Origin of the sequence: Actinoplanes campanulatus, from assembly GCF_014647795.1 — a bacterium.
Taxonomy (GTDB): domain Bacteria; phylum Actinomycetota; class Actinomycetes; order Mycobacteriales; family Micromonosporaceae; genus Actinoplanes; species Actinoplanes campanulatus.
Window position 1 is genome coordinate 56699 of sequence record NZ_BMPW01000025.1, and the last position, 21644, is coordinate 78342.

Here is a 21644-nt window from a genome sequence, read left to right on the forward strand (position 1 = left end):
ACCAGCAGCGATTCACCATCTCAGCGAGCACACCGCATCTCGCCGACCAGAACGCCGGCCGGGTGGTCCGGCATCCTGGGCGTGCCAGATCCGAGAACTTTCTCAAATTCGATCACGGGTACGGAGACGGGCTGCACTCGTCAGCGGGCGGCGCGGGTCGCGTGCAACGATGCCAGGAGTTGTAGCCGGTCCGCGTCGACGCTGCCCGGTTCGGTGGTGAAGACGAGCATGACCGGGCCGGGGTTGCCGGGCAGCGGGTAGGTGTCCCAGTCCAGGACGATGTCTCCGACCTCGGGGATCCGGAAGGTCTTGGTGCCCCGGACCGACTCGCGGACGTCGTGGCGTGCCCACAGCCGCCGGAACTCGGCGCTGCGGATGCTCAGCTCGCCGACGATCGCGGTGGCGCGGGGATGAGTGGGGTCGGTGGCGACGGCGGCACGCATCATGCCGATGTAGTCCAGCGCCTGTCGCTCCCAATCCGAGCAACTGCGCTCACTGGTCAACGTGTCGTCGAACATCAGCAGGAGCATGTTGAGCCGGTCGGGCGGATGGCCGGCAGGGTCGCCGAGCAGCGCCTCGGCCATCGGATTCCAGGCGAGCAGGTCGAGATGCCGGCCGAGGACGACCGCCGGGGTCTGCATCACTCGAAGCAGCCGCCGGGTGCTGTCCGGCACCCGTTCCGGTTCGTTGGCCGGCCGGGCGACCACCGGTCGGCGGGCGGCGTGGGCCAGGGTCAACAGGTGCCGGCGCTCCCCGTCGTCGAGGCCGAGCGCGCCGGCGATCGCCTCCAGGACGTCGTCGGACGGGCGCACCTCCCGGCCCTGCTCCATGCGCTGGTAGTAGTCGGTGCTCAGGCCGGCCAGCAGAGCGAGCTCCTCGCGCCGCAGCCCGGTGACCTTGCGCCGGCCGCCCGGCTCCAGGCCGACGTCGTGTGGGCGCAGCCTGTTACGCCGGGCGCGCAGGAAATCTCCGAGCTCACGGGCGTACGGATGAGGGCTGCTCATGCCGTAAGTGTGCCGCGGCCCGGACCACCGAGGGTAGGTCCCGTGGACCTAGGCAACCGGGAACGACCGAGCGGGTTCGCGTCGCCCCTAGCGTCGTCGGTCTACCACTCCGACACCTCCAGGAGCAGCAGATGACCGGATGGACGAACGACCACATCCCCGACCAGCACGGCCGGATCGTCGTCGTGACCGGCGCGAACTCGGGCCTCGGTCTGGTCACCGCCGCCGAACTCGCCCACCGCGGCGCCCACGTCGTGCTCGCCGTCCGCAACACCGCCGCCGGCGAGGAGGCGGCCCGCCGGATCGGTGGAGTCGTCGAGGTGCGCGAGCTGGACCTGGCCTCCCTCGCCTCCGTGCGGGCCTTCGCCGTGAAGCTGACCGCCGACCACCCGGCGCTCGACCTTCTGGTAAACAACGCCGGCGCGGTTCTGCTGGGCCCGCGCCGTACCTCTGCCGACGGCTTCGAGTTGCACCTCGGCACCAACATGCTGGGCCAGTTCGCGCTGACCGGCCTGCTGCTCGGCAACCTGGCCACGGCCCGGCAAGCCCGCGTGGTCAACCTCAGTTCGATCACCCACAGGAACGCGCACCTCGACTTCGATGATCTGATGTTCGAGCGGGACTACCGGGCGCCTTCCGCGTACGGTCGGTCCAAGCTCGCCACCACGATCTTCGGCGTCGAGCTGGACCGCCGCCTCCGTGCCGCCGGGTTGCCCATCGTCAGCGCACTGGCCCACCCGGGTCTCACCCGGACCAACCTGACTCCGCGTGCCTGGGAGCACCGCGGCCGGCTCGGACGACTGATCGCGTCGCTCGGCCTGCTGGCTACCCAGCCGGTGGAGCAGGGCGCGCTGCCACAGTTGCGCGCCGCGACCGAACCCGGGGTGCGGGGTGGCCAGTTCTTCGGCCCGGGCCGGCTCTGGGAGACACGTGGCCCGGTCGCCGAGGCCAGGTTCAGCCGGGAAGCGACCGATCCGGCCGTCGGTAAGCGGCTCTGGGCAGCGGCCGAGAACCTGACCGGCATCAGCTATCCGTGAGTTGGCGCGATCGCACGCCGGTCCGCAGCCGCTGGAACCAGAGCATCAGCGGGTCAGATACCGGCGAGGTTTTTCACTGACGGGAATGATCGCCCGAACGCTTGACGGCCTTCGTCACCGGGGCGTAATTCCCGCGCAACCCATCGGACAGTCACGACCTGGCCTGGCAGGACTGGCTGGGCACGGCCGGGTTCGACCGCGGCGCCGACGACCCGGCCGGGCCGGACCACTGGGCGTACAAATGGGCCCAGGCCTATGTCGACTTCGCGGCCGGTGAGAAGCGCTCCTGGCCGGCCGGGCTCGGCATGCAGTGGTTCCCGATGGTGGGCTGGGCCGAGCGTGGCGGCGGCCTCGCCGACGGGCACGGTTACCGATCATTGGAGGGTACGTTCCTCGGCGGCTGCCTGTTCTCCGGACGTGCCGCCGGGCGCGCCGCCGCGTCAGCGGGGTAGGCGCGACAACCGTGGGCCTGCGACGCCGTGACGACGCCGCAGGCTCTACCGGCCGTGCTTCGTCCACCGGTTCAGGCGGGACAGGCCGGGTCCGGCGTGCGGGGCCGCTGCAGGATCGTGGCGTTGAGGGCCATGTTGGCCGCGAACTGTCCGTTGACGACCTCGTGCCGTTCCAGGCGTTGCTGCACGGTGGGGTCGTAGCGGCCGAGCTTGACGAGGCCGTCGGAGAACCAGCCGTTGTCGGTGCCGCTGCCGTCGACGTACGCGGCATAGCGGCTGCCGCCGGGCCAGATGACCTTCGTCAGGAGGTTGCCGAAGGCGATCATGTCGGCGCCGGTCCAGAAGTCGGCCTGGTCGGCGGCTTCGACGACGTACGACAGGACGCCGTTGGCGTGACTCACGTCCTGCCCGGGGCGTTCGGTGGCGCCCCACTCGTCGCTCCAGAAGTACGCCGACGGTTCCTCCGGGTGCGGTCGCATCTGGCCGCGCAGCCCGGTCGGATGGTTGGGCAGCTTCCGGTCGATGTCGTCGACGACCTGGCGATAGCGGTCGCGGCGGGCCGGATCATCGGTGATCGCGGCCAGGTTGAGGGCGATCGCCGCCCAGTGCGCCGCCATGTGCGTACGGTTGCGGTAGATGTTGTCGTCGGCCCCTCTGGCGTGCCACTTGTCGAAGACGTTCCTCTCCGCGAAGGCGAGCAGCTTCTCGTACTGTTGCCGGTACCTCGGCTCGCCGTGGACGGCCGGGGCCTGCCGCATGATCCGCAGAGTGGTGGTGGCGTGCCGCCAGAAATAGCTCTCGTAGAGCGGCACCTCGACGCCGGCCGGGCGCAGGTCCTCCCGGTGGGACACCCAGCCCAGGTAGCCGTCGCGGTACTGGCTGGTCGGCAGCTCCTTCGACGGCCGGGCGGTGGAGACCACGCCGGTGATGTACTCCAGCGCCCGGTCCAGATACCGGGTGTTGCCGGTGGCGCGGAACATCGCCGTGTTGGCGTCGACGGAGTAGGACAGGTCGTAGTGGCTCCAACTGTCGGGTGTGCGGCTGGCCGGTAGGGCTTCGGTGCGCTCGAACTGCCAGGTCTCGAGGTACCGCTTCTCCCAGTGCGACACCGGCAGCACGGCTGCCGATGACTGTTCGGTCGGGCAGGCCGGGGTGGCAGCGATGGTGGCGGGCGGAGTCGTGGTGGCTCGCAGTGCGAACATTCCGGCGCCCGTCACGGCAACGGCCACCAGTGCGAGCAACGCCCAGGGCTTGTACGGCTGGAAGTTGACCATCGGAGTCGACGTCCCTCTCGTCCTTCTGATCTGCGGGAACGCGGGCAGGCGCCACGGCGGCGTCAGGCCACGGGCGCGAGGTCGTGCTCGAGAAGATGCGGGAAAGACGTGGTTCTATATGCGCAGGACACCCAGAAGGCTCAGCGGTGAGCCCGGTGCCGCGGCGGCCGTCCCGGTGGCGGCGGCGCCCTGATCGATCAGCGCCGGCACCGCCGAGATCACGGCCAGGAGCACGGCATCGGCGGTCACCCGAATGCGCTGGGTGAGGTGCGGCGTCCAGGTGTTGCCGTGCTGGTGCTCGTGCACGGTCTCGTGGTGGTGGACCGCGACCACCGCGCCGGTCGTGGGCTCGATGTGCACATGGCCACCGGCGGCATGGTGGGCGCTGGCCGCGGAGAACAGCGCGGCGGCCGCGAGCAGCAACACGATCATGACCACGGCGACGAGCCCGGCCGGGCTTTCCCGGCCGGCCCGGGCGAACCCGTGCGGGCGCGCGGTCACGTCTCCAGCTAACCAGACGATGCGGCGAGACGGTCGCGCCGAACGTGTGACAACTCGTGGTGGTGCTGGTCGCCCGGGTGACTGTCCGGGTCGACGTGCACGGTGGCGGCCGTGAGGCGGGGCACGTCGTGGGTGAGCTGGTGCTCGGCGTCAGCGGCGATCTCGTGGGCGGCGAGCAGGCTCAACCCGGCGTCGACGACGATGGCGGCCTCGGCGTGCAGGCGATGACCGATCCAGCGCAGCCGCAGCCCGGAGACGTCGCGGATGCCGGGAACCGCGCGCAGCGCCTGTTCGGCTTGGTCGACGAGTTCGGGGTCGACGCGATCCATCAGCCGCCGGTAGACCTCGCGGGCGGCGTCCTTGAGCACGAAGGCGATGGCGGCGGTGATGGCCAGGCCGACAACCGGGTCGGCCCAGCCCCAGCCGAGCCGGGCCCCACCGGCGGCCAGGACGACGGCCAGCGAGGTGAAGCCGTCCGTGCGGGCGTGCAACCCGTCGGCGACCAGCGCGGCCGAGCCGATGCGGCGGCCGACGGCGATACGGTAGCGGGCGACGATCTCGTTGCCGGCGAACCCGATCAGCCCGGCGGCGAACACCCACGGCAGGTGGGTCATGGTTCGCGGGTCGAGCAGCCGGTCGACGGCGAACCAGGCGGACACCACCGCGGAGGCGGCGATGACCAGGACGATCACGATGCCGGCCAGGTCTTCGGCGCGGCCGAACCCGTACGTGTAGGCCCGGGTGGCGGCCCGCCGGCCGAGCCAGAACGCGATGCCCAGAGGGACAGCGGTGAGCGCGTCGGCGACGTTGTGCAGGGTGTCACCGAGCAGCGCCACAGAGCCGGAGAGGACGACGACGACCGCTTGCAGCAGCGCGGTCACGCCGAGGCCGACCAGGGAGATCCACAGAGCGCTCATGCCCTCGCGGGACGCCTCGAGGGCGGAGTCGACCTTGTCAGCGCTGTCGTGTGAGTGCGGGGTGACCACGTGTTTGATCCGCTGCCGCCACCCGTCACGGTGATGGTGATGATGGGTGCCGTGGCGGTGCTCGTGGGCGGACATCGCGCGCCTTCCCTCGTGGTCCAGACGGCCCATAATATGTGCTCATGCGCGCACGCGACAACGTTGCAGATGCCAATGACCTGCAGAAACGCGTTCCCGGTAACGCCGTGGTGGAGGCAGCAACGGTGCTGCTCGGGATGCTCGCCGACCCCACTCGCCTACGGCTGGCGGCCTGCCTCGCACACGGCGAGCAGGACGTCACCGCACTGACCACCGCCGTCGGCGCGGCCCGCCCGGCGGTCTCCCAGCACCTCGGCAAGCTGCGGCTGGCCGGCCTGGTGACGGTACGCCGCGACGGCCGCCGCCAGGTTTACGCGCTCGCCGACCCACACATCGGCCGCCTGGTCACCGAGGCGCTGCACACGGCCGAGCACCGGGCGCCCCGCCCTGCGATCAGACCGCACTAGGGTGGCAGGGTGGCCGAAACCCTGAACCTGAACCTGACGCTGGAGGCACGCGGCCCGGGCGGCGCCTTCGTCCTCTCCGACGAGCAGGCCGCCGCCGTCGGGGAGGGGCGCAAGGCGTTCCCGGTGCTGGTGACCGTGCGCGACGTGACGTTGCCACTGCGACTGGCCCGGATGGGTGGCGAGAACCTGATCGGGCTGGCCAAGGCGGCGCGAGAGCGGGCCGGGGTGGAGATCGGCGTGGCCTACCCGGTGTCGATCGCCGCGGAGACCGGGGAACGCACGGTCGAGGTGCCGCCGGAGCTCGCGGCCGCCCTCGCCGGCGACGATGCGGCGAAGGCGGCGTACGAGAAACTGGCTTACTCGCATCGCAAGGAGTTCGTCCGCTGGATCACCGAGGCCAAGCGTGACGCCACCCGGGCCGAGCGGGTCACCAAGACCGTCGAGATGCTCCGTGCGGGCCGGCATCGCTGATCGCCCGCCGGGTCAGGCGTTGGACAGCAGGTCGTCGAGGGGTCTCGGCAGGACGTCCCGGTCGACGGCCGCCTCGACGAGCAGCCGGGCGTAGCGGGCCTTCCGGCGGGAGCCGCTGGTCAGGAACCGCCGCATCTGGTCGTCCACGGACCGGTCGCGCCAGGCCGGCTGGTTCCGCAGCGCATGGAACGAGCCGAGGTCACCCTGCGCGTCGATGAGCGCCGCGAAGACGTCGGTGCCGACGGCCCGGATCAGCTCGTCCTCCAGGTCGTCGACGCAGACGTGCGTACGGGCGGGGCCGAGCCCGCGCCGGAAGATGCCGGCCTCACGCAGGTCGCAGAGGCCGGCCAGCACCCGGGTGTCCAGCTCGCCGAGGACCCGCCCGAGCGCGTGGGCGCCGCCGATCGGGACGACCGTGACGTGCTCGGCGTCGAGGTCGCGGCCACGGCGGTGGGCTGCCGTCTCCACCGCGATCTGGTCGCTGATGCCCTCGACGAGGATCAACGCGGTGGCGGTGCCGGCCTTCGCCAGCGCACGGGCCGTCGCCTCGACGGGGGCGGCCGGTCCGCTCACATACCCGGCGAGCACCCGGCGGTCGCGCTCCCGGCGACGGTCCTTCCACTCCGGTGGCATGGTCGCCATCATCGGCTTCGCGGACGACAACGGACAACCGATATGCCGCGGACCGCGGTCAACAGCGCCCCCGAACGGGCTGTCTTCTCTTCCCCGCAATGGTTCAAGTTCGCCGGCTGTCGGCCGTTGGTGAGGTCAGCGTAATCGTCCGTCATCCGAGGAGTCATCGGGCTGGCGTCGAGCGCGCCCGGTGCGATTCACCGCACCAATCGTTGCTGACACCAGGTAGAGGAGGCGCAGATGTCGGATTCCCACCCCCCACGGGCTCCGAGGCGGGAGCGTTGTGCCAGCTGCGGCGTGCACCGGATCGTCGAGGCGGTCGTCGATACGTTCGCCCTGGATTTCGCGTGTTCCGCGTGTACGGAGAATGCCGTACTGGTCGTGACGGAGAACGTGGCCGCCGCCGCATCGCCGGTCGATGCCCTGCACCAGGCCCTGCAGCAGCTGCTCGGCGAACGTGACGGCATCAGCATCCAGGTCCTGCGACCCGAATCGGCGGTCGCGCTCGTCCTTCCGTCGGGCTACCGGTGGCAGGTGTACCCCCCGTTCGCCGGCGTCATCAGGGTCTCCGCCCAGCACGCGGCGTTGTACGGGCCCGACCTGGCACCCGTCCCGGGTATGCCGCTGATCACGCTGATCAGCCTCGAGGACATGCGCGACCTGCTGATCTCCACCGAGACGGGACCGGTCGCCGAGTTGATCGCCGCCGACCTGATCGCCCGGATGGAGGCCGACCTGTTCGATCCCGACACCCTGCTGGGCGAGGGACACTGAGCTCGGCCCACCCCGAAGCAAAGGGCCGCAAAAGCGTTGGTCCTTTCCGCGTACCTAGATCAAAATGCGCTCGTGAACTACCTGAACACCGAACGCCTGACCCTGCGCCGCTTCACCGCCGCCGACGCTGACCTGCTGATCGAACTGGACAGCGACCCGGCCGTCATGCGCTACCTGACGGGCGGCGAGCCGACCGCCCCGGAAGAGATCCGCGAGCGCGACCTGCCCGGCATCCTCGCCGGCTACGAGAGGTGGGGCGGCGACTTCGGAGTATTCGCGGCGGAGGACAAGGACCGCGACGCCTTCGTCGGCTGGTTCCTCCTGCGTCCCGAGCGGGGAGGACCGCTGGACGAGGTCGAACTCGGCTACCGGCTGCGCCGGGCGGAGTGGGGCAAGGGATACGCCACCGAAGGATCGAAGGCCTTGCTGGACAGAGCGTTCACCGACCTTGGCGTACGCATGGTCTGGGCCGAGACGATGACCGTGAACGACGGTTCCCGGAAGGTGATGGAGAAGGTCGGCATGACGATGACGGCCACCCTCGACACTCCCCCGGACATGCTGATGATCGAGGGTGCCGAGAACGGGGGCGTGCGCTACGAGATCACCAAGGAGCAGTGGACCGCTTGACGGAATCCTCGCCGATCACGGCCCGCTCACTTGGAGCGATCAAGGTCGCTGTTCGAGGCGGGCCAGGCGTGCTGTGATGCCGTTCTCGTTGCGGCCGAACTCGGCCATCAGCTCCGGCACGGTCGCGCCCTCTGCGGCTCGGCGGGCAAGCCGCTGCTCCTCCTCCGGCGTCCACCGCCGGTGGGAGTTCGGATGCTCCTGCCGCAGGTCGTCCATCGTGTAGGCGGGCGGCTGCTTCGGACCGGGACGCGGGCCGAGGCCCAAAGCATGGAGCTTGTACCGGATGCTGTTCGCCGTCCGGCCGAGCGATGCCGCGATGTCCTCGACCTCAGCACCGTCCCGGTGCAGACGGGTGACCAGCACGGTCTCCTCCGCTGACCAGCTGCGCCCCCGCTGGACCGGCGGCGTCCGCATGCTCTGCGGCTGAGCCCCGGGATCGGCGGCGGCGGCCAGCAGCCGTGCCAACACGGTCAGATCTGCGCGTGGGATGGTCCCGTTGAGGTGCGCGATGATCCGTCCATCGGAGTCCGCGCCCGTGACCTCCACCGTGAGCGTCTCCCGGTCCGCTGTTGCGGTCAGGTCGTAGTGGCGGTGGCCGTCGCTGAGCTGCCAATACAACACGTACGTACTCCTCCGTCTCTTCCGGGCGAGACCCGGCGCCACTCGATTACGCCACGGCCTATATTGGCGTTTCGCAGGAAGTTTGCGGGGTTCTAAGGAGGGGCCGTGCCGCGCGGAGCAGTCGGAGGCGCAACCGCGCAGCTCATCGCGGTGCTGGCCGGTCGCGGTGTGACGGTTTCGCGATACCAGATCGAGCGGTGGCGGGCGGCCGGGGGTCTTCCGAGACCGGTACGTCATGGACTGGGCCGAGGACGAGGCGCCCGTTCCGAGCCCCCGGACGAGGAGACGGTGCAGCGGGCGATCATGCTGGCCGGCGCCTCCAGGCGTGGCGCCCGGCGTTTCGGATCGCATCCCATCGAGCGTCTCGCACTCGGGATCCCCGTCGGCGACGACGAAGCGAGACGTGCGATCGACGACTGCCTGGCCGAGGTCGGCCGCCAGTTCGGCATCGATCGAGGGAGCGGAGATCAGGCCTGGCAGGAGCGACACGACCGTATCCGCAAGGCTCGCGCCATCGCACCCGTACGCTGGGAGGATCTGTTGGAGGCGGTCGAGGGCGGGCCGGCTCGCGCCGAGCCCTCCGCCACCCGGATCCGCTCCGGCTTCTCGGGCATGGTCGACGTGCTGGCCGGCGACGACGCGGTGACCGACGACGTGATCAACTGGCTCGCCGCGGGCCTGCGACTGCCCGACGAGATTCTCGATCAAATACACAATGGGGTACGCGTTGCGGAGCTCAGCGGCGATGCGAGCTTGATCGACTCTCTCAAGGTTATGAGCCTTGAGCGTCTTCGGCGGGTGGCGCGACAGACCGGGCTCGAACAGTGGCGTCGCGCGCTGCAGGTATATCTGAGAGTCAATTCCGCTCAGGTGTTCGTCGCCGTGCTCGGGGCGCTCGACATCGCCGGCAGACCAGTCGACCTGGGCGGAACCCTCCGCGTCGACGCGCATGTCGTCAACCAGCTTCGTACGCACCCGGTCTGGGATCTCGCGAACCCGCACATGGTCAACCTGTCGTCGCGGCGCCTGCCACAAAGCCTGACGTTCGGCGCATTGGGAATCATCATGGCCGGGCAACTGGAACTGTGGGAGAACTATTTCGACCGGCTTGTCGCCCTCACCCAACCGGCGCCTCATGCGTAGCCGATAGCATGCCGGAATGGGTACGGCCGCAGTCGATCTCGGAGACTCCGCGTTCCTCGATGCCCGTTCGCGCGCCCTCGCCCGTGACGGCGTGCTCGACGGCCGGTACGTGCTGGTGGACGGGGAACTGCTCAAGCAGGCGTACTCGTCCGGCGATGCCGACGGACTCACCGTGGTGGTGCGCCCGGACCATCCCGGCGCCGGTGAGGAGCCGTCGGGGCGCTGGGTCACGCGCGTGCCGTACGAGCGAATTGCTCTGCGGGTCTTCTTCACCACGACGGCCCGGCACCGCGCCGGCGGCCTGTTGGAATTGAAAGCCCGCGACGGTGGCATGGTGCGCGCGACCTGGTGGCGCGGGGACAACGCGGACATGGCTCAGACCATCCCGGCCGGGTTCCTCTGGGAGAAGAACGACGACTACCACTACGGCACCGTCACATGGGACGAAATCGAAGACGTGGCGATCTCCGTCAAGCGGCTGCCTGGATAGGCCCGTTCTCGTCGGTCGATCGGGTCACGTGTTGCTCCTGATCAGCTTTCCGTAACACGTGATGCGGGGCGGGCATGACCGCCCCGCATCCACTACGCCGGCCGACAGTGCCGTGACGCGCGTCGGCCGCCGGAGCGCCTCACCGGTTTCAGCGTCCGGCGCCGCAGGGCGAGCAGGACGGGCGGGTGCCGAGGCGCTCGTACCGCCAGAAGTGCTGCGCCACCGTGGCGCCCTCGGTCACGTAGACGTTGAAGGTGCCGGCGATGTCCGGGTTGTTGTGTGACGCGCTCAGCGAGGGTTGGGTCCCGGTCCAGCCCTGCACCAGGCGCCGGCCGGAGGTGGTGGCGGCGTCGCCGAGGTCCCACCGGTGGCTCGCCGAGGAACTGACCTGCGCCGTGTACGCCTTTGTCCCGTTCTGGCTGAGCTCCCAGACCTCGTTGCCGAAGTTCTGGTAGTTCACCAGGTAGATGCTGTCCGGGCTGGTCGATGTGGTGCGCTGCGAGTACCACCACTGGGCAGGCGTGCTGGAGTTGCACCGGGCCAGGTAGACCGCGTGCGTGTTGGAGCCGATGTCGGTCGCGTTGGTGCTCAGGCAGTAGGTGTAGTCGTTGAAGCCGTCGTAGTAGTCGTTGACGATCATGTACCAGCCGTTCGCCGGGTATACGGCCTGGGCCGGGGTTGCCATCCCCAGGGTCGCCAGTGTGGCGAAGGTGGCCAGGAGTGCGGCGAGTGCGGCCCGCATCCGTCCGATGCGTACGGTCATCGTGATCTCCCCGTTCTAGATCAAGTACGTTGCGATCTCACCTTCATCGATGAACGCCGGTTCGTGAAGCCTCGATGCATGACCGTCGGGTGAACATCTGACTGAACACGGAGCTGCATGCCGGATCGACTCCGACGATCACGCCAACCGCGTTACACCACTACCAGGGACTCCACTCCGAGATCTTCCACAGCTGCAACCGGTACGCCTCGAAGCGGCCGGGGAAAGGCCCGGCGTCCTCCGGCGCGAACCCGCCGGAGACGCCGCGGTTGTACGCCGCGATCCGGGTGCCGTACGTGCCGGCGCCGGTCGGCAGCCCGACTCCGACGTGGACGGCCGGCTCCAGGGCCTGGATCGAGCTGAACCGGCCGCCGGGCAGGGCCAGCTCGGCCACCGCGATCTCGTCCGGCGTTCCCCCGGGCGTACCCGGCGGATCGTCCCAGACCTCGACCGCGACGGACGCCGTGCCGGTATCGATCGCGCGGGCGACGACGGCGTTGGGACCCCACGCGAAAGACCCGTGCCCGAGAGTCCGCCGGGCCGCATCGAAGTTCTCGCCCTCGTCGCAGGTCGGATCGAAGATCGTGAAAAGCCGATACTGCGGGTTCACGGTGAACGAATACTCGAACACAACCGGCATGCCGCCGAATGTAAAGCACTCTGCCCGTTGGGCAGGTCAGGGACGTGACGACGGATGGAACGCCCTGGTTGGCATCAAGGTTTGAAGCGCGTGGCGTCAGGAACGCAGAACGATGTGTTCACCGCTTCCCCGCCAGGCCGGCACTGACCATCGACAAGTGCTCTGCCCCGGAGTGGTTCACCGAGATCGACTTCGTAGGGAACCTGGTCGTTGCCGGGGCATGTCGCAGCAGCAGGCTGCATCGGCGCGACCGTGAAAGTCACGACGACCTCCGACTCGCGGATGTGGATTTTCGGTGCCAGGACCTGCCCCGTGATCCCGCTGTTGCACCCCAACCGTGAGACGAACGCGGTGAACCTCGTGGACGACTTCTCAAGACTCTGGTCCGGCTTGAGGAACCAGACAGCAGCAGCTTCACCGGGTGCGCTCGTCTTCACCGGTGAACTGGCTTCGGTCCGGACGTCTCCATCAGATCCTGCTGCGGAGGGATTGGCGGAAGTCGTACAAGCTGACATCAGAGTCGCCAACACCAAGACCGAGGAAAGCCGAAGTCGCATCATCACCGCCATGAGACGTGATGGCGCCTCCGCTGGTTCCGAGGCCAACCATGGCCCCACGGATTGACAGGACGCGTTCCGTATCACGGTGAGTCGCGGTCGGCGGGAGTCAGTGCGCCTTGAGGCGCCCAGCCAGGCCAGATCGAAGTGATCACCGTGCAGGTGCGAGAGCAGGACCAGATCAAGATGCCTTTGACTGATGGCAGGTGGGGCCGGGTTCGGCGGTCACGGCCAGCGTCTTGTGAACCCCGCTGATCCGGAGCACCTGATCGACGATGCCGGTCGCGTTGATCACCCGGAACCGCCGGCCTGCCTGCAGGGTGGCCTCACGTCCGCGCAGCAGTGCACGAACCCCGGCAGCGGCGAGGAGCGTGACGCGGCGCAGGTCCACCACGATCTCCGCCGCGTCGTGTTGTTCGGCGGCGTACGCGATGAGCCCGGCACAGCCGTCGCTGGTGTCCTGATCGAGTTCACCCACGATCATCAGCCGGTGCACCCCCGCGCCGTCGTCGCGTCTCGTAACGGCGAAAGGCGTCACCATCGGGGCCTCCTGGCGCGTTCGTTGCCGTAGTGCAACTGCCGCAGGTTATCCGGCCCCTACATGATCAAACGTCGATACGCCGAACGGATGACGGTCAGGGTCGGCTGAAGCAGGGCGAGTGCACGAACACGGCGAGCCCGCTGCCGGATGTGCTCTCCACGTCGAGGTTGAAGCCGTCTTCCGTGTCGGCGGTCAGGACCGCCTGGTCGGCGCCGATCTTGCGGTCGTCGGTGACGGTGTGGCCCTGGGCCGCCCACTCCGCGCGGACCCGGTCGACGGTCGCCTGGCGGTTCTCGCCGGCCGGCACGTCGACGTTGTAGGTCCCGAGGATGCTGTAGACGTCGCTGCTGCTCTCCCCCAGTTCTCCGGTGCACGGCGCCGGCCCGGTCTCGGGGTTGCGCAGCGGCATGCCGATGGTCTTGGCGATCGCGTCAGCGTGCTGCTGCACCAGCGCGGTCGTGTCGGCCTCGGATTTTGTCTCCACGAATTCTCCCGAGCAGGCGGTGACGGACAACAGCAGGGCAACGGCCACGACGCCGATTCTGACGGATCTCAACGAATGTCCTCCGGGCGCTCGCCGCTGTTGAGCGTCGTCTGGCTGTACATGCCCGCGAGGATACGAGCCTGGTTCTTCAAGCTGTCGCTGCCCTGATTCCAGTAGCTGGTGTGCCCGCCGGTGTCGGCCACCCAGTTGTTGGCGCCGAACCCGGGCGAGGTCGGCGCATCACCGTGGGTGCCGTCGGCCGCGGTCTCGGCACCCCAGAGCGCCACACCCGCGACGGGACTCGCCGCCCCGACCATGATCTTGTCCCAGGGCGCCAGGAACTTCGCATCGGCGACCGGATCGGTACTGCTCGCGCCCGCCCAGACGTGCCGGGAGTCGCCGTGCAGTTGGCTCGCGTCGTCGACGTGCATACCGGGGCTGCCGGCGACCACGATGTCGTCCACGGGCAGGCCGCCGGTTCTGGCCGCCTCCCCGACGACGGTCGACCCGTACGAATGACCCATCGCCACCAGGTGCGCCGGATCGCCCTCGTGGGTGGCGCGGAGGCCGTTCATGAAATTCAGGTACGGGTCCCGGCCGGCCACCGACCGGTCCTCCGACAGCACGGACGGGTTGTCCAGATCCGGCGCGTCGTAGCCGAGCCAGTAGACCGTCGACACGTCACCGCCCCGCCCACCGGTCAGCCTGTCCGCCTCCCGGTTCATCTGGATCATCCGGTCCAGGTTGGTGTCCATGTCGCCGTACAGGGTGGAGTCCAGACCGGGCACCCACACCCCGGCGTGCCGGGCGGTGTCCGGATTGCCCACCGCGATGGCCAGCTTCCCGTGCCCGTCGTACGCCCCGGCGTCGACCCCGAGCAGGAAGCCCTTGTCGCCGAGCCGGTTCAGCGCCTCTTCGACCTTGTGAATGTTGCGCAGCTCCTTCTCCAACGCGTCCCGTTCCAGGGTGGGCTGCTGGAGCTGCTGCAACACCTGCTGTTTCCGGTTATCCAGGGCGGTCCGGTTGGCCTCGTCGCGGTCCGCGGCCGGCACCCCGTCGAGCCAGCCGATCCGTTCCGGGAAGTCCCGGATCAGCTGGTCCTGCTGCGCCCGGCTCAGCGACCGCCACCAGTCGTACACCTCGGCCGGGCTCTTGCCGGTCACCTCGTCCAGCGGAGTGCACGTGGCGAACTCCGGCCCGGCGCCCGGCCCACCGGTCCCATGCATGCCGGCGCGCACCGCGGCGCGGGTCTGTTCGTCGAGCTGGACGGCCCGCGCGGCCAGGTCCCGCAGCTGCTCGTTGTAGCCCTGCACGAGGCCCGGCATCCGGGCCGCCTGCGCGGTGTCGGTGACGCTTCCCGGCACGGCCGAGACCGTCGCGGTGAACAGGTCGACGGTGAGGCCGTTGCCCGCGCATTCCGCGACGATCGCCCCGAGCATCCCCTGCAACTGCCACACCGCGTCACCATGGGCACGCAACGCCTGGCTGATCCGGCGGCACGGCTCGTGGGTGTTCGCGATCTCCACCCGCAGCGCCGCCGCCCGCCGCTCGGCCTCCGTCCCGGTCGGCCACACCGTCGACAGGTCACGGGAGTCGGCGACGAACTCGTCCAGCCGGTCGTCCATCGCCTCGGCCAGCCGCCCCCACGCGTCCGCGGCCTCCGCGTAAGCGGCGGGGTCGGTGTCCCTCAGCAGCGCAAGCGTGACCGTCATCGGCCGTCCCCCTGTGGGCTCCGGCCGTCGGAAGCCGACGGGACAGGGAAGTCGTAGGTCAACGTCGGCGCCGGTGACGGCACGGGAACGTTGAAGGATCCCGCCGCGGCCCGGTCGGCGGCCTCGTACTCGTCGGCACTCGCGACGAGGTCATCGCCGAGCTTCCGCACCCGCTGGGCCAGCCCGTTCAGATGGGTCCGCCAGCCCGCCGCGGCCTCCGCCAGCACCGGCGCGGTGCCCCATTCCGCGGCCGGGCCGCTGACCGTCAGCCGCGGAACCGCCTGCTCGATGGCCTGGTCGACCGCGATCAGCGGCGTGCTGACCCGGACCCCGGTCCGGCGTAGCCCTTCCACGTCGATGTGCACATCCGGATGCAAACCCCGACCTCCCCCGCACGATGACAACGTCAGGAGAGACTACGATCAAGAAGCAAATCCGGGTGTACGGCGTGAAGCCGACGTCGAGGACCTGTTACACGGGCACCTCGCCGGTTCGGTCAGTTGTCAAGCACGAATCGGGAGGCCGCAGTCGACGCGGCGACACTCAACAGCCACCGACGCGACTCCGTGGCCACATCGCGGTCGAACTCACCGGTCAGGCAGATCACGTCGTCGTCACCGACGCGGCGCTGCGACCAGCCGAAATACTCAAATCTCGGCAGCGGGTCGCACTCGTCACGCTCAAGAAATTCGGACACCAGCCATCTCCTCGCGAACGACGCGAAGTACCGGCTGGGTCATCAACCACTCCCAGTCTTACCCCGCCCGGCCTCCTTCACAACCTTCCGGGGAACGGAGGACGCGCCGGGGGGAACGCGCGGCCCGGTTGCCGGGGGCGCTCGCTCGTTTGGCGGTGATCGGCCCGGGTAGCCAGCGTTGCCGCGCCGGCATCCCGGCGCCCGTGACAAAGGAACGATGGCCCATGACATCCATGATCACCGCGGCCAGGACGGTCACCTGGCCTGCGACGGCGACGGTGCTCACCGTCGGCGTGGAGGAGGAGTTCCTGTTGCTGGACCCGGCCACCGGCGCGAACCTGCCGGTCGCCGACCAGGTGATGGCGGCGCTGCCGGAATCGCTCCACCGGCGCAGCCGGCGGGAGATGCGGCGCAGCATGATCGAGCTGGTCACCGGCGTCTGCACCGGCATGCGCGACGTGCGTGCACAGTTGTCGGCGCAACGCCGGGCCACCGCCGACATCGCTGAGGCCGCCGGAGCACGGCTGGTGGCGGTAGCGGCCACACCGGTGGCCGAACCGGACGTCGGCGTGCCCTGCGAGCAGCGCTATCAGCATCTCGCCGAGAAGTACGGCCCGGTGGCCCATGATCCGGCGGCTTGCGGACTGCACGTGCACGTCGGTGTCCCGGATCGGGAACTGGCCGTCCAGGTGTGCAACCACCTGCAGGTGTGGCTGCCGGTGATCCGCGCTCTGACGTCGAACTCACCGCTGTTCCTGGGCGCCGACACCGGGCACGCCAGCTGGCGGTCGGTACAGCTGCTGCGCTGGCCCAGCATCGGCCCGACTCCCTATTTCGCCTCCGCGAGGGACTATGGGCGTACCGTCGCGGATTTGATCTCCTCTGAGATGGTCCTCGACGAGGCGTCGATCTATTGGTACGCCCGGCTCTCCCCCACCTATCCCACGGTCGAGATCCGGGTGGGCGATGTCTGCGCCGACGTCGACGACACCGTTCTGGTCACTGCCCTCGTGCGCGCCGCCGTCGCCACCGCGATCACCGACATCCGGGCCGGTCTGCCGGCGTCACGTCCCCGCGACTGCGTACTGGACGCGGCGAACTGGCGGTCGGCCCGCGACGGGCTCAGCGGTGACCTGATCGACCTACGGTTGGGGCGCGCCCGCCCGGCCTGGGAGCTGGTGGACGAGTTCTTCGCCACGGTCAGCCCCGCACTGTTGGAGACCGGCGATCTCGAACTGGTCCTGGACGGGCTGAACCGGCTGCGCGACATCGGTGACGGCGCCACCCGGCAGCGGGCGATCCTGCACGCGACCGGCGACATCCGCACGGTGCTGGCCGCTCTGGCCGCCTGGACCCAGGGAGGGTGAGCCGACTCGCGGGGCAGCTATCGAGCCGAGCCGGTCTCAGCGTGGGCGAAGGCCTCGGCCAGCGGCCCGTCCGCACGGCGCAGGCTGGCGATGGCACGGCTGGCCCGGCTCTTCACCGTGCCCGTCGAACACCCCAACTGGGCGGCGATCTCCCCCTCGGAGAGCCCCGCCCAATAGCGCAGAACCAGTACGACCCGCTGCCCGGTGGGCAACGCGCGCAGGGCGGCCAGCACCGCCTCGGCGGTGTCGTGGCGGGCGTAGGCGTCGCCGGCCGCGGTACGGTCGGGCAGCGTCGCGGCCGGGATCTCCCCACGCCACAGCCGGCGGCCGAAGCGCCAGGCGGCCCGGGCCATCACCGTCCGGGTGTACGCCTCCGGGTCGCCGTCGGGAGACAACCTGCGCCAGGCCCGGTACGTCTTCACCAGCGACTCCTGGGTGAGGTCCTCGCCGTGGCCGCGGTCGCCGGTCAACAGCGTGCCGTAGCGGACCAGGGCCGGATAGCGGGCGGTGACGAACTGCGCGAAGTCGGGTGCCTCGTTCATCGCGCCCCGATCCCGTAGACGTTCTTCAGCTCGGCAATCGTCTCGGCGCTGAGCCGCACCCGTCCACCGTGCGACGACACCGCCTCCTGGCAGTCGCCGCCGAGAGCGATCACCACGACGGTCGTGTCCCTCGGCGCCGCGGCCGGGGACGGCCCCGGGACGGGAGAGGGCTCGGTTCCCCAGGGAACACTCTCCGCGGCCTTGATGGTGATCTCCGCGGTGGCCTGCGCGGCACCGGCGCACGCCTCCGCGTCGGCGACCGCGTCCTGCTGCTCACGCAACAGCCTGAGAAGGCGGGCGATCGTCTCCGGCGCCCGGATCCGGCCGATGTCCTCCGGCCGCACCCCGCCGGAGGCGTCCGAGATGACGAGGTCGGCGATCGCCGCGGTCCGGGGCACCGCGAGGGTTCCGGCGCCGACCGGTGCACTCCGCATCGAGGCGATGAACTCGCCTGCGGCGGCACTGTCGAGGCGGAACAGGAACTTGACCTGGGACCAGGGCAGAGCCAGCGAGACGGCGGGATGAGGAACATCTTCCCGGCCGGCGGTTCGTTCCAGCCACCCCGGTTCGCCGCCTTGCAGCGTGATCAGGGCGGGCGGGGCGACCACGCCGCCCGGGATGACGTGACTGCCGAGGTTGGTCACCCTGCCGCCGGCCATGGTCACCGGCGTACTGAAGATCTCCACCGCGGACATCCCGCACCGCTCGTTGTCGTGGACCCGGATCAGAATCGTCCTCGACGTGTCCGTGCAGGGCTGGTCCGAGGTGGCGGCTCGCCAACCGTCCGGAATCGGCAACCGCACCGCGCCGGCCACCACCGTGCGGCCGTCGACGTAGGGTGTTTCAGGCACGGCCCCGGCGACCCCGACGCCCGGCCCGTCGGCCAACCGCGCGCCGACCACCGTACCGCTGAGGGTCAGCCCGGCGCACACCACGGCCGCGATCAGGGCCGACCGTCGCCGCGCTGACCGGCCGCGCCGCAGCACCGCCCCGACCGGATCCACAGTGGCCGGTTCGACGTCGGCCACCGCCTCGTTCAGCAATTCGCTGATGCGCTCTGTCATACCCATCCGAAAGGCATCGACCGACCGTTCGGTTCCATCGATCCCGCCGAGACCGGTGACGAGCCGGGCAGCCGCGTCGCCACGGCCCGCCGTGCGTGCTTCTGACGCGCGCTTTCCCCGTACACGAATGGGGGGAAGGGTTTCCGCGAAAATCTGACGGCCCGGAGCGTCGCTGCGCGCCCAGAGGATCGGTGCGGCCGTACCCTCGGACCGTCACCGACGACCTCGCCCGCGTGGAGAAAGCCGATGAGCGTTCTGAAAGCCCTGCTGTCCGGACTCGACAGTGGCGCGATCGAGGTCGTCGACCTCACCGCGCCACTGTCCGCGAGCACGCCGATACTGCAGCTGCCGCCACCGTTCGCGAACACGATCCCGTTCGGTCTCGAGGAGATCAGCCGCTACGACGACCGCGGCCCCGCCTGGTACTGGAACGACATCCACACCGGCGAGCACACCGGCACCCACTTCGACGCGCCGATCCACTGGGTGACCGGCCGCGACGGCGACGACGTGTCGCAGGTGCCGCCGCGACGGCTGGTCGCCCCGGCGGTCGTCGTCGACGTCGCCGACCGGGCCGCGAAGGACCCGGACTTCCTGCTCGAGGTGCGGCACATCCGCGAATGGGAGGCCGGACACGGGCCGCTGCCGGAGGGTGGCTGGCTGCTGCTGCGCACCGGCTGGGACGCCCGATCCGGCGACCAGCAGGCGTTCCTGAACGCCGATGAGACCGGCCCGCACACCCCCGGCGTGTCGGTGGAGGCCGCACGATGGCTGGCCGAGGAGTCGCCGGTGATCGGCATCGGCGTGGAGACGGTCGGCACCGACGCGGGCGCCGCGCACTCGTTCGACCCGCCGTTCCCGTGCCACTCCTACCTGCTGGGGGCGAACAAGTACGGGCTCACCCAACTGCGCAACCTGGACCGGCTGCCACCGACCGGGGCCGTGGTGATCGCGCCGCCGCTGCCGATCGTCGGCGGTTCCGGCAGCCCGGTGCGAGTTCTGGCCCTGATCGAACAGTGAGCGACCTGACCGTGGCCGACCTGGTCGGCGAGACGCTCGCGAAACTCGGCGCGGACCGGGTGTTCGGCGTCGTGGGCAGCGGCAACTTCCACGTCACCAACGCCCTCGTCGCGCACGGGGCACGGTTCGTGGCGACCCGGCACGAGGGTGGCGCGGCCACGGCGGCCGACGCGTACGCGCGGGTCAGCGGCCGCCCCGGGCTGGTCACGGTGCATCAGGGCTGCGGGCTGACGAACGCCATGACCGGCATCGCGGAGGCGGCGAAAAGCCGTACCCCGATGGTCGTTCTGGCCGCGGAGCCGGCCGCGACCGCGCTTACCTCGAACTTCCGGGTGGATCAGGACGCGCTGGCCCGCGCGGTCGGCGCGGTCCCGGACCGGGTGCACAGCGCGGCGACCGCGGTCGCCGACACCGCGCGGGCCTGGCGGACCGCGGTGCGTGAACGGCGGACCGTGGTGCTCAACCTGCCGCTGGACGTGCAGGCCGCGGCCGCCGAGCCGGCCGATCCGCCACCGGCGCCGGCGGTGCAGCCGCCCCGCGCCTCCGACGACGCGGTGACCGCTCTGGCCCATCTGCTGGGCCGGGCCGAACGGCCGGTGTTCATCGCCGGCCGGGGCGCGGTCGCGGCCGGCGCCGAGGTGGCCGACCTGGCCGCGGCATGCGGCGCGCTGCTCGCCACGTCGGCGGTCGCGCGGGGCCTGTTCGCCGGCGACGAGTGGAACCTGGACGTCTCCGGCGGCTTCGCCACCCCGGTGGCGGCCGAGCTGATCCGGGCCGCCGACGTGGTGGTCGCCTGGGGCGCGTCGCTGAACATGTGGACCAGCCGGCACGGTTCGCTGATCGGCCCGGACGCCGTGGTGGTGCAGGTGGACCTGGACGAGGCCGCCTTCGGCGCCCACCATCGCATCGATCTCGGTGTCTGCGGCGACGCGGGGCCGACGGCGGTCGCGGTGGCTGCCGCGCTCACCGGCCACCGGGTCGCCTATCGGACCGATACGGTACGGGAGAAGCTGCGCGCCGGCTCACGGTGGCGTGACGTGCCGTTCGACGACGACGGCGACGACACCCACATCGACCCGCGGACGCTGGCGATCGCCCTCGACGACCTGCTGCCCGCCGAGCGGGTGGTGTCCGTCGACTCGGGCAACTTCATGGGCTACCCGTCGATGTTCATGTCCGTCCCGGATCATCGCGGGTTCTGTTTCACGCAGGCGTTCCAGTCGATCGGCCTGGGCCTGGCCACCGCCCTCGGTGCGGCCCTGGCGAGCCCCGGCCGGCTGCCGGTCGCGGCGTGCGGCGACGGCGGTTTCCTGATGGGCATCGCCGAACTCGACACGATCCGCCGGCTCGGCCTCGGCATGCTCATCGTGATCTGGAACGACGAGGCGTACGGCGCCGAAGTGCACCACTTCGGCCCGGCCGGCCACCCGATCTCCACGGTCGTCTTCCCGGAGACCGACCTGGCCGCGATCGCCCGCGGACACGGCTGCGCCGCGGTCACGGTACGCGGCCCGAACGATCTCGCCCCGGTCCGCGAGTGGCTGGCCGGCCCACGCGACGTCCCGATGGTGGTCGACGCGAAGGTGGCGGCCGGCCGCCCGTCCTGGTGGCTGGAGGAGGCCTTCCACGGCCACTGACGGATGACCACGGACCCGCTCGTCCTGCTCCAATGGATCAGGCGCGAGGCACTCGACAAGCCGATGAGCTGACCGTAGCCCGTTCGAACTAATGTGCTACCCGATGTGCGGACTTCGTCGGC

Annotated in this window: 26 protein-coding genes; 11 read left to right on the forward strand and 15 right to left on the reverse strand. The window is 70.2% G+C overall.

Annotated features, from left to right (window positions below):
- Window positions 1-140 precede the first annotated feature (140 nt).
- Window positions 141-1004, reverse strand: coding sequence for a helix-turn-helix transcriptional regulator (locus tag IEZ13_RS37835; protein ID WP_183226365.1), 864 nt, complete (start codon window positions 1002-1004; stop codon window positions 141-143).
- 131 nt (window positions 1005-1135) lie between these two features.
- On the opposite strand from IEZ13_RS37835, the gene IEZ13_RS37840 reads away from it, so the two are divergent.
- The gene (locus IEZ13_RS37840; RefSeq protein ID WP_183226364.1) at window positions 1136-2041 is read left to right on the forward strand and encodes an oxidoreductase; all 906 of its coding nucleotides are present in this window, start codon (window positions 1136-1138) and stop codon (window positions 2039-2041) included.
- A 523-nt stretch (window positions 2042-2564) separates the two neighbouring features.
- On the opposite strand, the gene IEZ13_RS37845 is transcribed toward IEZ13_RS37840, so the two are convergent.
- The 3 genes from IEZ13_RS37845 to IEZ13_RS37855 form a co-directional block, all read right to left on the reverse strand.
- Window positions 2565-3767, reverse strand: a complete 1203-nt coding sequence (locus IEZ13_RS37845) for a hypothetical protein (RefSeq protein WP_183226363.1) — start codon at window positions 3765-3767, stop codon at window positions 2565-2567.
- A gap of 114 nt (window positions 3768-3881) precedes the next feature.
- The gene (locus tag IEZ13_RS37850; protein ID WP_183226362.1) at window positions 3882-4268 is read right to left on the reverse strand and encodes a hypothetical protein; all 387 of its coding nucleotides are present in this window, start codon (window positions 4266-4268) and stop codon (window positions 3882-3884) included.
- An 8-nt stretch (window positions 4269-4276) separates the two neighbouring features.
- Window positions 4277-5329 carry a cation diffusion facilitator family transporter gene (locus IEZ13_RS37855; RefSeq protein WP_183226361.1) on the reverse strand — a complete coding sequence of 351 codons (1053 nt, stop codon included), beginning with the start codon at window positions 5327-5329 and terminating at the stop codon, window positions 4277-4279.
- A gap of 44 nt (window positions 5330-5373) precedes the next feature.
- Here IEZ13_RS37855 and IEZ13_RS37860 point away from each other — a divergent pair, with 44 nt between their 5' ends.
- Both IEZ13_RS37860 and IEZ13_RS37865 read left to right on the forward strand, forming a co-directional pair.
- Entirely contained in the window at window positions 5374-5736 is a 363-nt protein-coding gene (locus tag IEZ13_RS37860) for an ArsR/SmtB family transcription factor (RefSeq protein WP_183226360.1), read from the forward strand.
- Window positions 5737-5745: 9 nt separating this feature from the next.
- Window positions 5746-6207, forward strand: a complete 462-nt coding sequence (locus IEZ13_RS37865) for a YdeI/OmpD-associated family protein (protein WP_183226359.1) — start codon at window positions 5746-5748, stop codon at window positions 6205-6207.
- Window positions 6208-6219: 12 nt separating this feature from the next.
- Here the strand turns inward: IEZ13_RS37865 and IEZ13_RS37870 are convergent, their stop codons facing one another.
- A complete protein-coding gene (locus IEZ13_RS37870; protein ID WP_229795528.1) occupies window positions 6220-6840 on the reverse strand; it encodes a TOPRIM nucleotidyl transferase/hydrolase domain-containing protein in 621 nt (206 codons plus the stop codon).
- A gap of 381 nt (window positions 6841-7221) precedes the next feature.
- Between IEZ13_RS37870 and IEZ13_RS37875 the strand changes: the two genes are divergently transcribed.
- Together IEZ13_RS37875 and IEZ13_RS37880 are read left to right on the forward strand one after the other, a co-directional pair.
- On the forward strand, window positions 7222-7614 hold the full coding sequence (locus IEZ13_RS37875; protein ID WP_183226358.1) for a hypothetical protein: 393 nt from the start codon (window positions 7222-7224) through the stop codon (window positions 7612-7614).
- Between the two features lie 72 nt (window positions 7615-7686).
- Window positions 7687-8244, forward strand: coding sequence for a GNAT family N-acetyltransferase (locus IEZ13_RS37880; RefSeq protein WP_203834052.1), 558 nt, complete (start codon window positions 7687-7689; stop codon window positions 8242-8244).
- Between the two features lie 39 nt (window positions 8245-8283).
- Here IEZ13_RS37880 and IEZ13_RS37885 read toward each other — a convergent pair whose 3' ends face one another.
- Complete coding sequence (locus IEZ13_RS37885; RefSeq protein ID WP_183226356.1) at window positions 8284-8865, reverse strand: hypothetical protein; 582 nt, start codon at window positions 8863-8865, stop codon at window positions 8284-8286.
- A gap of 288 nt (window positions 8866-9153) precedes the next feature.
- Between IEZ13_RS37885 and IEZ13_RS37890 the strand changes: the two genes are divergently transcribed.
- Together IEZ13_RS37890 and IEZ13_RS37895 are read left to right on the forward strand one after the other, a co-directional pair.
- A complete protein-coding gene (locus IEZ13_RS37890; protein ID WP_183226355.1) occupies window positions 9154-10008 on the forward strand; it encodes a hypothetical protein in 855 nt (284 codons plus the stop codon).
- A 16-nt stretch (window positions 10009-10024) separates the two neighbouring features.
- Window positions 10025-10498, forward strand: coding sequence for a hypothetical protein (locus IEZ13_RS37895; protein WP_183226354.1), 474 nt, complete (start codon window positions 10025-10027; stop codon window positions 10496-10498).
- 148 nt (window positions 10499-10646) lie between these two features.
- Here the strand turns inward: IEZ13_RS37895 and IEZ13_RS37900 are convergent, their stop codons facing one another.
- Both IEZ13_RS37900 and IEZ13_RS37905 read right to left on the reverse strand, forming a co-directional pair.
- Window positions 10647-11261, reverse strand: a complete 615-nt coding sequence (locus IEZ13_RS37900; RefSeq protein ID WP_183226353.1) for a hypothetical protein — start codon at window positions 11259-11261, stop codon at window positions 10647-10649.
- A 160-nt stretch (window positions 11262-11421) separates the two neighbouring features.
- Window positions 11422-11901, reverse strand: coding sequence for a hypothetical protein (locus IEZ13_RS37905; protein WP_183226352.1), 480 nt, complete (start codon window positions 11899-11901; stop codon window positions 11422-11424).
- Window positions 11902-12213: 312 nt separating this feature from the next.
- Between IEZ13_RS37905 and IEZ13_RS37910 the strand changes: the two genes are divergently transcribed.
- Complete coding sequence (locus IEZ13_RS37910; protein WP_183226351.1) at window positions 12214-12525, forward strand: hypothetical protein; 312 nt, start codon at window positions 12214-12216, stop codon at window positions 12523-12525.
- A 114-nt stretch (window positions 12526-12639) separates the two neighbouring features.
- Here IEZ13_RS37910 and IEZ13_RS37915 read toward each other — a convergent pair whose 3' ends face one another.
- The 5 genes from IEZ13_RS37915 to IEZ13_RS37935 all read right to left on the reverse strand — a co-directional run bounded on the left by IEZ13_RS37915 (window position 12640) and on the right by IEZ13_RS37935 (window position 15892).
- Window positions 12640-12999: an STAS domain-containing protein gene (locus IEZ13_RS37915; RefSeq protein WP_183226350.1), complete on the reverse strand. Its 360-nt coding sequence runs from the start codon at window positions 12997-12999 to the stop codon at window positions 12640-12642.
- A gap of 94 nt (window positions 13000-13093) precedes the next feature.
- A complete protein-coding gene (locus tag IEZ13_RS37920; RefSeq protein ID WP_183226349.1) occupies window positions 13094-13531 on the reverse strand; it encodes a hypothetical protein in 438 nt (145 codons plus the stop codon).
- Between the two features lie 20 nt (window positions 13532-13551).
- Entirely contained in the window at window positions 13552-15195 is a 1644-nt protein-coding gene (locus tag IEZ13_RS37925; protein WP_229795530.1) for an alpha/beta hydrolase, read from the reverse strand.
- Window positions 15192-15560: a WXG100 family type VII secretion target gene (locus IEZ13_RS37930; RefSeq protein ID WP_183226348.1), complete on the reverse strand. Its 369-nt coding sequence runs from the start codon at window positions 15558-15560 to the stop codon at window positions 15192-15194. Before IEZ13_RS37930 ends, IEZ13_RS37925 begins: the two co-directional genes overlap by 4 nt.
- A 131-nt stretch (window positions 15561-15691) precedes the next feature.
- A complete protein-coding gene (locus tag IEZ13_RS37935) occupies window positions 15692-15892 on the reverse strand; it encodes a hypothetical protein (protein WP_183226347.1) in 201 nt (66 codons plus the stop codon).
- Between the two features lie 224 nt (window positions 15893-16116).
- Between IEZ13_RS37935 and IEZ13_RS37940 the strand changes: the two genes are divergently transcribed.
- Entirely contained in the window at window positions 16117-17259 is a 1143-nt protein-coding gene (locus IEZ13_RS37940; RefSeq protein ID WP_183226346.1) for a carboxylate-amine ligase, read from the forward strand.
- Between the two features lie 17 nt (window positions 17260-17276).
- Here the strand turns inward: IEZ13_RS37940 and IEZ13_RS37945 are convergent, their stop codons facing one another.
- Window positions 17277-17801: a SigE family RNA polymerase sigma factor gene (locus tag IEZ13_RS37945; RefSeq protein ID WP_183226345.1), complete on the reverse strand. Its 525-nt coding sequence runs from the start codon at window positions 17799-17801 to the stop codon at window positions 17277-17279.
- Window positions 17798-18865 carry a hypothetical protein gene (locus IEZ13_RS37950; protein WP_183226344.1) on the reverse strand — a complete coding sequence of 356 codons (1068 nt, stop codon included), beginning with the start codon at window positions 18863-18865 and terminating at the stop codon, window positions 17798-17800. The genes IEZ13_RS37945 and IEZ13_RS37950 overlap by 4 nt, the downstream gene beginning before the upstream one ends.
- Before the next feature lie 246 nt (window positions 18866-19111).
- On the opposite strand from IEZ13_RS37950, the gene IEZ13_RS37955 reads away from it, so the two are divergent.
- Window positions 19112-19885, forward strand: coding sequence for a cyclase family protein (locus IEZ13_RS37955; protein ID WP_183226343.1), 774 nt, complete (start codon window positions 19112-19114; stop codon window positions 19883-19885).
- Entirely contained in the window at window positions 19882-21522 is a 1641-nt protein-coding gene (locus tag IEZ13_RS37960; protein ID WP_229795532.1) for a thiamine pyrophosphate-binding protein, read from the forward strand. The genes IEZ13_RS37955 and IEZ13_RS37960 overlap by 4 nt, the downstream gene beginning before the upstream one ends.
- Window positions 21523-21644 lie beyond the last annotated feature (122 nt).

Excerpts from the sequence above, each read along its gene's own strand:
- IEZ13_RS37905 (WP_183226352.1), bottom strand. The coding sequence starts at position 11,901 with ATGCCGGTTGTGTTCGAGTATTCGTTCACCGTGAACCCGCAGTATCGG.
- IEZ13_RS37900 (WP_183226353.1), bottom strand. The coding sequence starts at position 11,261 with ATGACCGTACGCATCGGACGGATGCGGGCCGCACTCGCCGCACTCCTG.
- IEZ13_RS37855 (WP_183226361.1), bottom strand. The coding sequence starts at position 5,329 with ATGTCCGCCCACGAGCACCGCCACGGCACCCATCATCACCATCACCGT.
- IEZ13_RS37955 (WP_183226343.1), top strand. The coding sequence starts at position 19,112 with ATGAGCGTTCTGAAAGCCCTGCTGTCCGGACTCGACAGTGGCGCGATC.
- IEZ13_RS37860 (WP_183226360.1), top strand. The coding sequence starts at position 5,374 with ATGCGCGCACGCGACAACGTTGCAGATGCCAATGACCTGCAGAAACGC.
- IEZ13_RS37870 (WP_229795528.1), bottom strand. The coding sequence starts at position 6,840 with ATGCCACCGGAGTGGAAGGACCGTCGCCGGGAGCGCGACCGCCGGGTG.
- IEZ13_RS37845 (WP_183226363.1), bottom strand. The coding sequence starts at position 3,767 with ATGGTCAACTTCCAGCCGTACAAGCCCTGGGCGTTGCTCGCACTGGTG.
- IEZ13_RS37945 (WP_183226345.1), bottom strand. The coding sequence starts at position 17,801 with ATGAACGAGGCACCCGACTTCGCGCAGTTCGTCACCGCCCGCTATCCG.
- IEZ13_RS37915 (WP_183226350.1), bottom strand. The coding sequence starts at position 12,999 with ATGGTGACGCCTTTCGCCGTTACGAGACGCGACGACGGCGCGGGGGTG.
- IEZ13_RS37840 (WP_183226364.1), top strand. The coding sequence starts at position 1,136 with ATGACCGGATGGACGAACGACCACATCCCCGACCAGCACGGCCGGATC.
- IEZ13_RS37895 (WP_183226354.1), top strand. The coding sequence starts at position 10,025 with ATGGGTACGGCCGCAGTCGATCTCGGAGACTCCGCGTTCCTCGATGCC.
- IEZ13_RS37950 (WP_183226344.1), bottom strand. The coding sequence starts at position 18,865 with ATGACAGAGCGCATCAGCGAATTGCTGAACGAGGCGGTGGCCGACGTC.
- IEZ13_RS37835 (WP_183226365.1), bottom strand. The coding sequence starts at position 1,004 with ATGAGCAGCCCTCATCCGTACGCCCGTGAGCTCGGAGATTTCCTGCGC.
- IEZ13_RS37925 (WP_229795530.1), bottom strand. The coding sequence starts at position 15,195 with ATGACGGTCACGCTTGCGCTGCTGAGGGACACCGACCCCGCCGCTTAC.
- IEZ13_RS37940 (WP_183226346.1), top strand. The coding sequence starts at position 16,117 with ATGACATCCATGATCACCGCGGCCAGGACGGTCACCTGGCCTGCGACG.